The sequence below is a fragment of the Collinsella aerofaciens genome (assembly GCF_019131995.1).
Lineage (GTDB): Bacteria > Actinomycetota > Coriobacteriia > Coriobacteriales > Coriobacteriaceae > Collinsella > Collinsella aerofaciens_S.
Window position 1 is genome coordinate 1 of the sequence record NZ_JAHONA010000013.1, and the last position, 14,558, is coordinate 14,558.

14 protein-coding genes are annotated in these 14,558 nt (G+C 61.7%); 1 reads left to right on the forward strand and 13 read right to left on the reverse strand.

From position 1 onward, the window contains the following. A partial coding sequence (locus KSY82_RS10545) for an IS3 family transposase (RefSeq protein ID WP_368042025.1) occupies positions 1-65 on the forward strand: 65 nt, incomplete at its 5' end. Between the two features lie 97 nt (positions 66-162). Here KSY82_RS10545 and KSY82_RS05600 read toward each other — a convergent pair. From KSY82_RS05600 to lepA, 13 genes are all read right to left on the reverse strand, one after another. Beyond that, a complete protein-coding gene (locus KSY82_RS05600; protein ID WP_217750505.1) occupies positions 163-2,409 on the reverse strand; it encodes a polyribonucleotide nucleotidyltransferase in 2,247 nt (748 codons plus the stop codon). A 150-nt stretch (positions 2,410-2,559) separates the two neighbouring features. Further along, positions 2,560-2,838: a 30S ribosomal protein S15 gene (rpsO, locus tag KSY82_RS05605; protein ID WP_006235963.1), complete on the reverse strand. Its 279-nt coding sequence runs from the start codon at positions 2,836-2,838 to the stop codon at positions 2,560-2,562. 138 nt (positions 2,839-2,976) lie between these two features. Then, positions 2,977-3,726 carry a DNA repair protein RecO gene (gene recO / locus KSY82_RS05610; RefSeq protein ID WP_217750506.1) on the reverse strand — a complete coding sequence of 250 codons (750 nt, stop codon included), beginning with the start codon at positions 3,724-3,726 and terminating at the stop codon, positions 2,977-2,979. Positions 3,727-3,738: 12 nt separating this feature from the next. Next, positions 3,739-4,809, reverse strand: coding sequence for a GTPase Era (gene era / locus KSY82_RS05615; RefSeq protein WP_217750507.1), 1,071 nt, complete (start codon positions 4,807-4,809; stop codon positions 3,739-3,741). Positions 4,810-4,821: 12 nt separating this feature from the next. Then, positions 4,822-5,199, reverse strand: a complete 378-nt coding sequence (locus KSY82_RS05620; RefSeq protein ID WP_022094706.1) for a diacylglycerol kinase family protein — start codon at positions 5,197-5,199, stop codon at positions 4,822-4,824. 9 nt (positions 5,200-5,208) lie between these two features. Further along, positions 5,209-5,718, reverse strand: a complete 510-nt coding sequence (gene ybeY, locus KSY82_RS05625) for an rRNA maturation RNase YbeY (protein ID WP_022094707.1) — start codon at positions 5,716-5,718, stop codon at positions 5,209-5,211. Next, positions 5,715-6,701, reverse strand: a complete 987-nt coding sequence (locus KSY82_RS05630; RefSeq protein ID WP_217750508.1) for a PhoH family protein — start codon at positions 6,699-6,701, stop codon at positions 5,715-5,717. Before KSY82_RS05630 ends, ybeY begins: the two co-directional genes overlap by 4 nt. Next, a complete protein-coding gene (locus KSY82_RS05635) occupies positions 6,682-7,974 on the reverse strand; it encodes a MiaB/RimO family radical SAM methylthiotransferase (protein ID WP_217750509.1) in 1,293 nt (430 codons plus the stop codon). Before KSY82_RS05635 ends, KSY82_RS05630 begins: the two co-directional genes overlap by 20 nt. A 9-nt stretch (positions 7,975-7,983) precedes the next feature. Continuing rightward, on the reverse strand, positions 7,984-9,132 hold the full coding sequence (gene dnaJ, locus KSY82_RS05640; RefSeq protein WP_035138517.1) for a molecular chaperone DnaJ: 1,149 nt from the start codon (positions 9,130-9,132) through the stop codon (positions 7,984-7,986). Positions 9,133-9,213: 81 nt separating this feature from the next. Then, entirely contained in the window at positions 9,214-10,317 is a 1,104-nt protein-coding gene (locus KSY82_RS05645; protein WP_217750510.1) for a DnaJ domain-containing protein, read from the reverse strand. 58 nt (positions 10,318-10,375) lie between these two features. Continuing rightward, positions 10,376-11,608, reverse strand: coding sequence for a radical SAM family heme chaperone HemW (gene hemW, locus KSY82_RS05650; protein WP_055285152.1), 1,233 nt, complete (start codon positions 11,606-11,608; stop codon positions 10,376-10,378). A gap of 2 nt (positions 11,609-11,610) precedes the next feature. Continuing rightward, complete coding sequence (gene dusB, locus KSY82_RS05655; protein ID WP_055285151.1) at positions 11,611-12,654, reverse strand: tRNA dihydrouridine synthase DusB; 1,044 nt, start codon at positions 12,652-12,654, stop codon at positions 11,611-11,613. A gap of 4 nt (positions 12,655-12,658) precedes the next feature. Next, positions 12,659-14,470 carry a translation elongation factor 4 gene (gene lepA, locus KSY82_RS05660; RefSeq protein WP_217750511.1) on the reverse strand — a complete coding sequence of 604 codons (1,812 nt, stop codon included), beginning with the start codon at positions 14,468-14,470 and terminating at the stop codon, positions 12,659-12,661. Positions 14,471-14,558 lie beyond the last annotated feature (88 nt).

Genomic DNA, 14,558 nt, shown 5'->3' on the forward strand with positions numbered 1-14,558 from the left:
GGAGGCAGGTAAGATTGAAGGGCCTGACCCCGGAGGAGTACCGGAATCAGGCCCTCGCGGCCTAGTCGCTATTTAGGGCGTCCAAGATTTGGGGCGCAGTTCACAAGCAAAAGGGCGACCCCTGTACGGAGTCGCCCTTGTTGAGCTGCTTATGTGTAGCTATTACTCGGCGTCGTGGTGACGGCGGGGCTTGCGGCCTCCGTTGTCGCCGGGACGGCGCGGACGGTCGCTGCGCTCGGAGCGCTCGCGACGCGGACGCTCACGGCGCTGGAAGTGCTCGCCGTCGCCCTCGGAGGCACCCTCGGCGCGAGCCGGGGCCTCGGGCTTGTCGAGACGATCGAGCGAGATCTTGCCGCGATCGTCGACCTCGATCACGACGACCTTGACCTCGTCGCCAACGTTGAGGACGTCCTCGACCTTCTCCACACGACCCTTGGCGACGCGGGAGATATGCAGCAGGCCGTCCTTACCGGGCAGCAGGTTCACGAAGGCGCCGAACGGCTGGATGGAGACCACGCGACCGGTGTACTCCTCGCCCGGCTCGGGAACCTTGATGATGAGCTTGATGCGCTCGACGGCCTGATCGACGGACTCGCCGGTGCCGCCGACAAAGACGGTGCCGTCCTCCTGGATGTCGACCGAAGCGCCGGTCTCGTCCTGGATGCCGCGGATGACCTTGCCGCCAGAGCCGATGACGTCGCGGATCTTGTCGGTCGGAACCTGGATGGAGACGATGCGCGGGGCGGTGCTGCGCGTGGTGTGGCGCGGCTCAGGGATCACATCGAGCATCTTCTGCAGGATGAAGGCGCGGCCCTCCTTGGCCTGCTGCAGGGCGCGGGCCAGGATGTCGAAGGTGAGGCCGGTGGCCTTGTTGTCCATCTGCAGGGCGGTGATGCCCTCGGTGGTGCCGGTGACCTTAAAGTCCATGTCGCCCAGGAAGTCCTCGAGACCCTGAATGTCGGACAGGACCACGGTCTTGCCCTCCTCCTGGATCAGGCCCATGGCGATGCCGGAGACCGGGCGCTTAATGGGCACGCCGCCGTCCATAAGGGCGAGCGTGGAGCCGCAGGTCGAAGCCATCGAAGAGGAGCCGTTGGACTCCATGACCTCGGAGACCACGCGGATGGCGTAGGGGAACTCGTTCTCGTCGGGGAGCACCGGGAGCAGAGCGCGCTCGGCCAGGTTGCCGTGACCAATCTCGCGGCGCTTGGGACTGCCCATGCGGCCGGTCTCGCCGGTGCAGAACGGCGGGAAGTTGTAGTGGTGCATATAGCGCTTGCCCTCGGTGGGCTCGATGGTATCCAGACGCTGGCCCTCGTTGAGCATGCCAAGCGAAAGCACGGAGAGCACCTGGGTCTGACCACGCTGGAACAGGCCGGAGCCGTGAACGAGCGGCAGGTAGTTGTCCTTCACCATGATGGGACGGATCTCGTCGGCGGCACGACCGTCGACGCGCTCGCCGGTCTCGACGACCATGGTGCGCATGGCCTTCTTCTCGAGCTTCTTGAGCGCCACGGGGATCTCGCGCTCCCATGCGGCCTGCTCCTCGTCGGAGAACTCGGCGCGGATGGACTCCTTCAGAGCCTCGACCTTGCCGATGCGGGAAAGCTTGTCGGCGTCGCGCAGGGCAGCGGCCATCTCGTCGTAGTGGGCGAAGATGCGCTCCTGGACCTCCTCGACGGGCTGGTCGAGCGGGTACTCCTTCTTGACGATAGCGCCGTTGACCTGCTCCCACTCGGCGACAAACTCGTCTTGGGCCTGGCAGAAGGCAGCGAGGGCCTCCTGACCAAACTTCATAGCGGCGAGCATGTCGTCCTCGGAGATCTCCTCGGCGCCGGCCTCGACCATCGAGATGAAGTCGGCAGAGCCGCCCAGCTCCAGGTCCAGGTCGGAGCTCTCGCGCTCCTCATAGGTGGGGTTGACGATAAACTCGCCGGTCTCCACGTTGCGGCCGATGCGCACGCAGGCAAGCGGGCCCTCGAAGGGCACGCCGCCGAGCGTCATAGCCAAAGAGGCACCCATGACATTGATGACGTCGAAGGGGTTGACCTGGTCGGCGACGAGCGAGGTGGCGACGATATGCACCTCGTTGCGGAAGCCGTCCGGGAAGCTCGGGCGGATCGGGCGGTCGATCATACGAGCCGTGAGCGTGGCCTTCTCGCTGGGACGGCCCTCACGCTTGAGGTAACCACCCGGGATACGGCCGGCAGCGTACATCTTCTCGTTGAAGTCGACAGTCAGCGGGAAGAAATCGTAATTCTTGCGCTCCTTGGAGACGACCACGGTATCGAGCATCGTGGTGTCACCCTGCTTGACCAGACAAGCGCCGGTGGCCTGCTTGGCAAGCTCGCCGGACTCAAAGGTGTAGGTCTTGCCGTACAGCTCAAAGGTCTTGGATACGAGTGTCATTGTTCTCCTTTACCCCACAGGCCCCTTGCCTGCGGGCTTCTCATGTGACGCGGGCCCCCTGCCCCCGCCACGCTGTAGAGCGTGATTGTTCACGCCCTTACACAAAAAGAGCGCCCCGCTGCGCAGGACGCTCTTAGCATGTACAAATCCTTACTGGATGTTGTCGCGGATGCCCAGAGCCTTGATGAGCTCACGGTACTCGACGATGTCGTTCTTCTTGATGTAGGAGAGAAGACGACGACGACGGCCAACGAGCATGAGCAGGCCACGACGGGTGTGGAAGTCCTTCTGGTGGGACTTCATGTGCTCGGTCAGCTCCTTGATGCGCTCGGACAGGATGGCGACCTGAACCTTGGGGTTACCGGTATCGACCGGGGAGTTACCGAACTGGGCGGTCAGCTCCGCCTTGCGCTCTTTGGAAACAGTCATTGTTTCACCTTTCGTTTCGCGTCGCCCGCGGGCGACTCTATTCGCCTCGGACTGGGAAGCCGCCGGTGGAGCGGGCATCCAAGGTCGAGGTACCAACAAGTCGGTATGTTACCACAAGCGGCGTGCGCCTGCGCATCATCACCGACCCAACATGAATTCCATCGCACGGAGCCGCTGGTCGGTGTGCGTGGCGGCCCAAACATGCGAAAGCCCCAGCAAAAAAGCAGCCGTATGCGGATCGATCCGCTCGTCCATAAGGGCATCGAACGTCATGGACATCAGAGCGCGCAGCCATGCGACCTCGCCGACTGATACCAACTCGGCGCCAGGCACGCTCGAGGCGCACGACCCGCACAGAAGCCCGCCCGCCTGGGGCGAAAAATACGACAACATGGGATCGCCGCACGAGACGCATGCCGAGAAATCGGGTCGATAGCCAACGTGCGACAGCAGCTTAAAGACAAAAGCCGCCACGAGCAGGTCCATATGTGCCGAGTCGAGCCCGCTGCCGATAAGCGTGAGCGCCCGCTGCGTGATGGCAAAGGTAAATGGATCCTCGGCATCCTCGAACGAGCACACATGCGCAACCTCGGCAATCGCGCTGGCGGCACAGGTCGTCTCGTAGTCAGGAGAGGCACCGAGCGGCGCCTCCATAAGCTCCGCCTGAGAAACCACGTCGAGCGAGCGACCATGCGCCAACAGCATATCAACGGTGCAGAAGAGCTCGCAGCGGGCCGCAAGGCGACCGCCGGGCTTACGTGCGCCCTTAGCCACGGCACGCACCTGCCGTCCCCGTTCGTCGAGCATCGTCAAGATCAGGTCGGTTTCCTTGAGCTTCGTCTTGTCGAGGACGAGCACCTTTGTGCGATATGTGCGAGAGCCTGCCATGAACGCCGAGGCTTAATCTTCGGCATTATAGCCAAAGCGGCGGATTTGCGCCTCGTCATCGCGCCAGCCGGCCTTGACCTTTACGTCGAGCTCCAAAAAGACCTGAGTGCCAAAGATGCGCTCAAGGTCACGACGGGCATCGATGCCGATATGCTTGATCATCTCGCCGCCCTTGCCGATGATGATGCCCTTCTGCCCCTCGCGCTCGACGTAAATCGTGGCGTGCACGCGCAGGACCTTCTTAGTCTGCTCGAGCGCGTCACAGATGACGCCCACGGAGTGAGGGATCTCGTCGCGGGTGCGACGCAGGACCTTCTCGCGCACAAACTCAGCCACGAGGGTCTCGTCGGACGCGTCGGTGCCCATGTCCTCGGGGAACCAACGCGGGCCCTCGGGCAAGAAGCGAGCGACGGTCTCGATAAACGCATCGACGTTGAAGTTCTTGACTGACGACGTCACGATCTCATCGTCGTATTCCATAAGCTCGTGAGCGGCCTTGAGCTGCTCCATAACCTGGGCGGGATCGGCCTCATCGGCCTTGGTAAGCACCAGGACCTTTTTGGAACGAGCGTTCTTGACGCGCTCGGCAACCCAGGCGTCTCCCCTGCCGATGGGTTTGGTGGCGTCGATCAGAAACGCGACGACATCGACATCGTTCAGTTCGAACAACGCGCTCTTGTTGAGCTCGGAACCTAAGCCATCCTTGGGCTTATGAATACCCGGGGTATCGACAAAAACCAGCTGATAACCGGGGCGGTTGACGACGGCGCGCATACGGCGGCGGGTCGTCTGGGCCACCGGAGAGGTGATGGCGACCTTCTTGCCGTAACAGGCGTTGAGCAGCGTGGACTTGCCGGCGTTGGGGCGACCGACCAGGGCCACAAAGCCGCTGCGGAAACCGGGTTCCACGTCGCCAAAGCCCGCGAGGCCCTCATCCTCGTCGCACAGAGCATCGAGTTCCTCGTCGCTCATGCCCTCAAACGGATCGAACTCCTCGACCTCGTCAAACGAATCGGCACCTTCAGCCTCGTCCAGGACCTCGTCATCCAAAACTTCACCGGTAGGCTGCATATTGTCGGACATGGGAATCCCTTTCTAAATAAAGTCGAGCGCGTGGGCAAAGACAAGCAAGCCCACGATCGCGGCGGTAATGGAAAGAACGTATACAGAGGCAGCGGCGATATCCTTCGCGCGCTTGGCCAGCGGATGCAGCTCCTGGGTCGCCAGGTCGACAATCGCCTCCATGGCGGTATTGCACAACTCGCCGTGAATCACCAGGCCGCAGCAGATGATGACCGTAGCCCACTCGGCAATATCAAGCCCCACGATGCAGCCGGCAATGACGGTACACACACCCGCCACGAGCATGACCTTGATATTACGCTCGGTCTTGACGGCGGTGACGAAGCCCTCCATCGCGTATGAGAACGACTTTAAAAAGGAGGGATGGTCCTTGTTCGATCCGGGAATCATAGACGGCTCCTAGTCGTGGGCGTGGTTGGTGATGGGGCCGACGTGGACGAGCTTGGGGTCCTCGCCGCGCTCGAGCGCCAAATCGCGCAGGATGGCGTCCTCGCGTGCCTCCATGACCTCGGCCTCGTCGTCCTCGATATGGTCATACCCCAGCAGGTGCAGCATGCCATGCACGAGCATCAGGCGACACTCGTCGGCAGGACTATTGCCAAAGCCAGGGGCCTGACGGGCAATAACCTGCGGAGCCAGGATAATATCACCGAGCTCGAGCGTCTCGTCGGCGGGAATGTCCTCGTCAAAGGCCGAGTCGCATTCAAACGAGAGGACATCGGTGGTGCGGTCGATACCGCGCCACTCGTGGTTGAGCTCGTGCATCTCGTCCTCATCGACATACGAAAGGGAAATCTCGACCTCACGCTCAACACCCTCGGCGGCAAGCACAACTCCGCAGATGTGCTCCACCTCCTGGGCATCGAGCAGCGTATCGAGCTCGGCATCGTTGCTGATCAATACACTCAACGGGACTCCTTTCGATCGTGTGCGCGCTGCTCGCGCGCATCGTCGTATGCATCATAGGCCTCAACGATACGGCCCACCAGGGCATGGCGCACCACATCGGCGCGCTCCAGGTGAGAAAACGTCACATCGTCGACACGGCCCAAAATCTTCTCAACGTCGGCAAGACCGCCGCGACGACCTACCAGGTCACGCTGGCTCAGGTCGCCGGTAATCACGAACTTGGAATTAAAACCCAGGCGCGTCAGGAACATCTTCATCTGCTCGGGCGTCGTGTTTTGTGCCTCATCGAGCACCACAAAGGCATCACTTAGCGTTCGACCGCGCATGTAGGCGAGCGGTGCGATCTCGATCACACCACGCTCCATAAGCTCATCGGTGCGTTCGCGATCCATCATGTCAAAGAGAGCATCATAGAGCGGGCGCATATACGGATCGATCTTTTCCTCGAGGGTGCCGGGCAAAAAGCCCAGGTTCTCCCCCGCCTCGACAACCGGGCGCGTCAGGATCAGGCGGCCTACCTCATGGCGCTTGAGCGCGGCGACGGCGAGCGCCATAGCCAGATAGGTTTTACCGGTACCGGCGGGACCGAGGCCAAACGTGATGGTAGAAGAGCGGATGGCATCCACATAGCGCTTTTGGCCGAGCGTCTTGGGGCGGATGACGCGACCGCGATACGATAGCAGCACGTCATCGCGCAGCGATGAGGCATCATGCTCGCCGTCGCGCAGAACGGCCAGACAGCGCGAGACATCATCGGCAGAAAGCGTGCGCCCCGCAGCAGCCTCACGAAAGGCATGTTCGAAAAAACGCGCGACCAGCTCAACCTCGTCCGGATCGCCGCTCACGGCAACGCTGTCACCGCGGGCAACCACATGGGCGCGCACCAAGTTCTCGAGTGCACGAAGGACGCCGTCGCCGGCGCCCAAAACGCGCGAGGGGTCGATACCCTCGGGAACGGTAAGTCTAATCTTCGAGGCTTCCATGAACCTCCCTGCGTGCATGGACCAAGCCGGAATCATCGACTCCGATGATAGCAACATCGAGCAGGCACGGGGCTGTGAGTCCACAGGTATCATCAAGACGGGCATGATGGAACGAGCCGAGCGTCAAATTGTCACCGTACTCAAGCACGGCGCGCTCGACGGTGCCCACGCGACGGCGGGCATCGGCAACCGCGAGCTCCTGAGCCGTCGCGCGCATGCGACGGCTGCGCTCGGCCATAATCTCGGGCGGTACCTGGTCGGGCATGTCGGCGGCGAGGGTGCCGGGGCGCTTGCTATAGCGGAACACATGCATGCGCGAAAAGCCCACGCGACGGCACAGCGCCAGCGACTCCTCGAACTCCTCGTCCGTCTCGCCAGGAAAACCGACGATGACATCACACGAAAGAGACGCTTGTGGCAGGTTAGCGCGAATCATGCGCACCGTATCCTCAAAGGCCTCGGCACTATAGGGACGACCCATGCGATGCAGCGTCGCCGTGCAGCCAGACTGCACGGGAAGGTGCAAAAACGGCGCGATACGCTTCGGATAGCGAGCCATCACCTTGAGCAAGCGCTCGGAAATATCCATGGGTTCCACCGAGGAGATACGCACGTGGGCGATCTCGGTGCGCTCCATAATGGCCTGGAGCAGCTCATCGATCTCGACATGTTCGTCGGTCGCGCTCTTGCCGTCATAGGCACCCAGATTCACGCCGGTCAGCACGACCTCGGGCACGCCGGCCTCCTGAGCTTCACGCACCTGTTCGAGCACGGACTCAACGGGCACGGAACGCTCGGGGCCGCGGGCCTTCCACACGATGCAATAGGTACAGCGGTGGTTGCAGCCATCCTGGATCTTCACGCCCAGCCGCGAACGACCGAGCGCATCGACCACGTCGCCATCGCTGCAGGCGGGCACGCTATCGGATTCGACGCCCAGCACCTCGCAGACGCGCTCGGCGACGTCAATCTTGGACGGTTCGGCGATCACGCGATCGGAAAGCTCCAGCAGCTCCTCGGGATGCAGGTTGACGACGCAGCCGGTTACGACCACGTAAGGCTCGCCGGGATAGGCCAGGGCGTGACGGACGGCCTTGCGGGTCTTGGCCTCGGCCTCGCCCGTAACGGCACAGGTGTTAATGACGATCAGATCGGCATCCTGGGGATCCACAATAGCAAAGCCCAGGCGCATAAGATCGGCAGTGATACGGTCAGACTCAACCCGGTTGACGCGGCAGCCGAGGTTGACGACGGAAATATGGGGTGCGAGCACGCGGGCTCCTTAATCGAGGATATCGTCGAGGGCACTCTTGATACGGTCGGTCACCGACTTCTTACCGGAAGCGACGTCATCGCCCATCTCATCGGCAAAAGCACGGAGCAGCTCGTGTTGCTTATTGGAAAGATTGGTGGGAACGACCACGCGCAGTTGCACGATCAGGCGACCACGCGAACCGCCACCGCCAATGCGCGGCATGCCGTAATTATTGACGCTCACGGTGTCGCCGTACTGTGTACCAGCAGGGACCGTCACCTTGACGACCTCATCGGGCATAATGCCCTCGACCTCGATCTCGCAGCCGAGCGCTGCCTGCGCAATCGAAATATCGCTCACGAGGTACAGGTCGTCACCGTTGCGCTTAAAACGCTCGTGGTCGGCGACGCGCACGTTGACGATCAGGTCGCCCGAGGGCTCGCCGCGAAGGCCAGCCTCGCCAAAGCCGCTCACGCGCAGCTGGCGACCGGTCGAAACGCCGGCGGGGATATCGATGTCGATCTTTTCATGCGAAGGCGTGCGGCCCTGACCGTCGCAGGTCTCGCAGGGATGATCGATGACCGTGCCCTCGCCGTGGCAGTCGGGACAAGGCGAAGAGGACTGAACCTGGCCCAGGAACGAACGCTGGACCGTCGTGACATAGCCCGTGCCGTGGCAGCGGCTGCACTGCTTTTCCTGCGCGCCCTCGGCCCTACCGGTGCCATTGCAATCCTCACAGGGAGCAAGGCGGTCATAGCTGATCGTCTTTTTGCACCCGAGTGCCGCCTCCTCGAGCGTCACCGAAAGGGAGATGGCCATGTCGCGGCCGCGACGACGCTCACGGCGATTTCGGGCGCCACCGCCGGCACCGCCGCCAAAGAACGACGAGAAGAGGTCGTCCATGCCCATGCCGCCAAAGATATCGTTAATGTCGACGTAGCCCGAACCACCAGGGCCGTCGGCAATGCCGTAACGGTCGTAGTTAGCACGCTTCTGCTCATCGGAAAGAACGGAATATGCCTCGTTGAGCTCTTTGAACTTGGCCTCGGCCTCGGGGTCGTCCGAAACGTCCGGGTGTACGGTACGGGCCTTCTTTAGAAACGCGCGCTTAATCGTCCGCGCGTCGGCATCCTTGTCGACGCCAAGCACCTCGTAGTAATCCCTATTTTCCGACACGACCGAATCCTTCCGACTTTCATTATTGTCACAGTGCGTCCTATACCCAAGCTGGGCCGGCCGCAAACAGAGGGTTTGATGTTATTGCATTGCGTAGGGTGAAAGCATGGCACGTTGCGAGCAGCTCGCAAACCAAACCGACACGAGCGCAAACATAAATCCGTTGGCAAAACCGTTGGCAAACTGCATCGCGCCGCGCTTCCACCACAGCAGGCTGCGGTGCAGCACGCCGTCCGAGAGCACCATGAACAGGCCCATGGCAAACGGAATAAAGCACATCACGGCAAAGGCCGAGAACACGCCCGAGATGGCCGAGAGCACCAAAAACGGCGCCACGATGCCCATCAGGTAAAAACCGGTACGGGCCTTGCCTTCCAGGCGCTCGGCCTCAACATGGGCGCGACCGACCAGATCACCGCCAGAGGCGCCGTTGGTGCCGGCGTGACCCATGCCGCCAATACGGACCTCGTCGCCATCGTGCGTGCCGGCGGGAAACTCAATCGTCTGCTCGGAGGTCACACGGGTCCGCCCGCTGCCGCCGCAATCGGGACAGGGGTCGGCGACGACCTTACCGGAGCCACCGCACTCAGGGCAGACCGACTGGAACGTGCCGGCACCAAACAGAAAGGACAGGTCGACATCGATGTGACCGCGACCGCCGCAGCTCGGACAGGTATGTGCATGCTCGGACGAAACAGAGCCCGAACCACCGCAGTGACCACAGGTATCGAAGCGCGTATAGCGGACGGTCTTGCGGGCACCGCCCTTGGCCTCCTTGGCGTCGAGTTTGATATCGACGACCACATTGGCGCCGTTCTCGGGATTGTAAGCAGCCTGCCCACGACGCTGCTGGCCCCAAGCGCCGCCAAAGGGAAAACCGCCCTCAAAGGGATTGCCATAGCCTGTGTTGCCGGCGTAGCCGCCACCATAGGGCGAAGCCGTAGGAGCACCGGCAAAGGGATTGCCCGAGCGCATGGCGTCGAAGCGCGCACGTTTTTGCTCATCCGAAAGCACGGCGTAGGCCTCGGAAACCTCTTTAAACTTTTCCTCGGCATCCGGCTCTTTGTTGACGTCCGGATGGAGCTTGCGGGCCTTTTGCTGAAAGGCCTTTTGAATATCACGCGAGGTGGCGTCCTTGGAGACACCCAGAATCTCGTAGTAATCTTTTTCGTTCATCGTCGCCATGCGCGGCAACCTCCTGCTCACAGCAGCGTATATATTCCGGTAATTCTACACGAGCGGCCTAAGCTAGATCCCAAAACAGCTCGAACAGAACATTTCCATCGAGCCAGCCCAAGTGCGTCGGCGCCAGACGAGCTCGAACATAGCCCGCGACGACATCTGCCGAAGTGAAAGGTCCCTCATGGACCCCGAGCGTCTCGGGCACCCAAGTGGCAAGACCCAATTCGAGCGCGCGATCGCAGGCAGCTGCCAGCTCATCGGCCGGGATGACGCAAGCTGCACGAACCAACAGGTCGGACGCAACACCGCCCGTCATGCGACAAGACAGCATCAGGTCTTCAGCCGCAGCCTCACGCTGCGACAGATATTCGGCCTCAAACGCCGTCGCGTCATCGTCACGTTGCACCAGACGCACGCGGTACGAATCGCCTCGAGAAGACACGCCGGGGAACAAACCTGCAAGACGGTCGAAATCCTCGGCGTCGAGCATGCCCGCGGCGGAACGACCCAGGCCCAAATAGCCCTGGCCGGTCCAGTAGGCAATGTTATGGGCGCACTCATGTCCGTCGAGCGCATAGCTTGCCACCTCATACGGGTGATAGCCGGCCGCACCCAGACGCTCACGCGCCACATCCATGCACGAAGCTTGAAAATCCTCGTCGGGCTCGACCGACTCGTCGCGGCACGCCATGCGATAAAGGGGAGTCCCCTCCTCAAGCGTGAGCGGGTAGACCGACACATGATGCGGAGCCGCCGCCAGCACGCCATCGAGCGTGCGCTTCCAACTCGCTGCGGTCTGCCCGGGAAGTCCGCACATAAGGTCGCACGACACGTCAAGCCCAGAGTTCTTGACCGTCGCGATGGCGGCAAACGCCCGATCGGCATCGTGAATACGGCCGATGGCGGTAAGTTCGGTGTTATCGAGCGTTTGCACGCCCAGAGAGACGCGTGTGACACCAACCTTGGCAAGCGCAGTGGCAAGCTCGGCGGTCAGCGACTCGGGATTGGCCTCGCAGGTAAACTCAACGGGGGCGCACCACGCACGAATACGCCGCGCCAGCTCCACCAGGCGCTCCCCCGCCAGCGACGGCGTACCGCCGCCAACATAGACGGTGCGGATATGGTCAAGGGCCCCAGCCTTGCCAAAAGCATCGAGGCGCGCGAACAACTGCTCAAAATAGACATCGAGCGCAGCACTCAGGTCGCACGGAGAAAAACTGCGCGAGTCAAAGTCGCAGTACCGGCACTTTTGGGCGCAAAACGGCACGTGCACGTACAGCGCGGTAACGGCCACCCTTAAGCCTCCAGCGGATGAGGGGGCACCGATTCGCCGGCGGCAAGGGCAGCCTCGCAGGCCACCACATCGCGCTCGATATCATCGACCAGTGCCATAAACTCCTCGTACGTGGAGCAGCGCACCACCTGAGCGCGCCAGGCGGCGGCATGGGGCATGCCCTTTAGATACCAGCTCGCGTACGTACGGGCGCGCGACATAAGCGGCAGAAGCTCGTGCGTCAACGTCAGGTGCTCACGCAGAGCCTCCAGGCGCTCGACCGAGGAGCGAGAAGGAACCGGCGTGCCATCGAGCGCAAGGGCGCGAGCATCACCGAACACCCACGGATTGCCGTAGATGCCGCGCGCGATAAACACCGCGCTGGCACCCGAGCCTTGCAGATGCTCAGCAGCGTCCTCGGCCGAGAACACATCACCCGAACCAATCACGGGAATCTCGACAGCGTCGGCAACCTCATCGACGACAGACCAATCGGCCTGGCCCGTATAGAGCTGCGTGGCACAACGACCGTGCACGGCGACTGCGGCGGCACCGGCGCCTTCGAGCATCTGGGCAAACGTCGCGGCATTACGGTCCTCGGCATAAAAGCCCTTGCGGATCTTTACAGTCACGGGCACATGTGCCGCGCCCACCGCCGCCTCGACGATCTTCTCGGCCAGATCGGGCGTGCGCATAAGCGCCGAGCCCTCGCCCTTGGTAACGACCTTGCGCGCCGGACAAGCCATGTTGATATCAATCAATGACAGGCGATCGCCCACGCGTTCCTCGACAGCAGCGACGGCACTCGCAAACTGATCGGGCTTGGAGCCAAAGAGCTGCACGCAAATCTGCTGCTCCTCGTCGGCCGGTAGCACCAGGCGCCAGGTCTTGTTGCTGGCATAGGCAAGGCCCGCCACGCTCACCATCTCGCTGTAGGCAAGGTTGGCACCGCGGCGACGACACATGATGCGGTAGGCAGGGTCGGTCACGCCCGCCATGGGAGCCATAAGGAACGGCTGCTCGGCATAGGCGCCCAGCAGCCGCTTGCTGTATTCAGAAAGCGCCATAGACCTACTCGTCCACCTTGAGGATCGCCATAAAGGCTTCCTGCGGGACCTCGACCGAGCCGATGGCCTTCATGCGTTTCTTGCCCTCTTTCTGCTTCTCGAGCAGCTTACGCTTACGCGAAATATCGCCGCCGTAGCACTTAGCAAGCACGTCCTTGCGACGCGCCTTGACGGTGGAGCGGGCGATGATCTTGTTGCCGATAGCACCCTGGATGGGCACCTCGAACAGCTGACGCGGGATGATCTCCTTAAGTTTGTCGCACAGACCACGGGCCAGGCCATAGGCCTTGTCCTTATGGACGATAAACGACAGCGCGTCCACCTCATCACCCGAAAGCAAGATATCGAGCTTCACGAGCTCGGAGGGACGGTACTCGTTGAACTCGTAGTCGAGCGAGGCATAGCCCTTGGTACGGCTCTTGAGCTGGTCAAAGAAGTCCAAAATGAGCTCGGCGAGCGGCATATCAAAGCGCATCTCGACCGACTTGCTCGTGAGATGGATCATGTCGGTCGTAACGCCGCGGTGCTCGATAGCGAGCTGCATGACGGCACCCGTATACTCGGGCGGGCAGATGATCTTTGCCTTGAGGTAGGGCTCCTCAATGCGCTCGATGCGCGTAGCCTCGGGCAGATCCTGCGGGCTGCGGACATCAATCATCTCGCCGTCAGTCTTGTAGACGTGATAGTCCACCGAGGGGCTCGTGGCAATGAGGTCAAGATTGAACTCGCGCTCCAAGCGCTCCTTGACGACCTCCATATGCAGCAGGCCCAAGAAGCCCACGCGGAAGCCAAAGCCGAGCGCCACCGAGGTCTCGGGCTCCCACACCAACGACGGGTCGTTGACGTGCAGCTTATCGAGCGCGTCACGCAGGTTCTCGTAGTCCTTGTTATCGATCGGGAACAGGCCCGTATAGACCATGGGCTTAGCCTCGCGGTAGCCGGGAAGCGGCTCGAGGCAGGGATTCGACGCCCACGTGAGGGTATCGCCCACGTGAACGGCCTCGGGGTCCTTCAGGCCCGTGACCACGTAGCCCACCTCGCCGACCGTCAGCGCGTCGACCGGGGTCTCGGCGGGACGCTTGACGCCCACACCATCGACCAAAAAGTCGCCCTTTGCCTGCATCATGCGCAGGGTATCGCCCTTTTTGATGGAGCCGTCAAAGATGCGCACCGTGGCGACGACGCCACGATACTCGTCGAAGTACGAATCCAGGATGAGCGCCTTGAGCGGCGCGTTCGCATCGCCCTTGGGCGGAGAGATCAAAAAGACAATGGACTCCAGCAGATCGTGGATGCCCTCGCCGGTCTTGCCCGAGACACACACGGCATCATCGGCAGGGATCGCCAGGTCATCCTCGATCTCGGTCTTAACCTCGTCGGGATGAGCCGAGGGCAGGTCAATCTTGTTGATGGCCGGCACAATGTCCAGATTGGCGTTCATGGCGAGCGTCGCGTTAGAAACGGTCTGCGCCTCAACGCCCTGCGTGGCGTCGACAACGAGCACCGCGCCCTCACAGGCTGCCAGCGAGCGCGAGACCTCATAGGTAAAGTCCACGTGGCCCGGCGTATCGATCAGATTGAACTGATACGTCTCGCCATCGTCGGCGTCATAGGACACGCGAACGGCATTGGACTTGATCGTGATGCCGCGCTCGCGCTCGATATCCATGGTGTCGAGCAGCTGCGACTCCATGTCGCGTTCGTCGACTGTATGGGTGAGTTCGAGGATACGGTCACTGATCGTGGACTTGCCATGGTCGATGTGCGCAACGATTGAGAAGTTGCGGATGTGGGAAATGTCATTTGAAGTATTCATGCGGACTATCTTACCCGAGCGATACAAAAAATGGAGCCTGTTCCATAAAACAGGCTCCATTTATGCGCGTAATCTGTGTGGTGTGAAA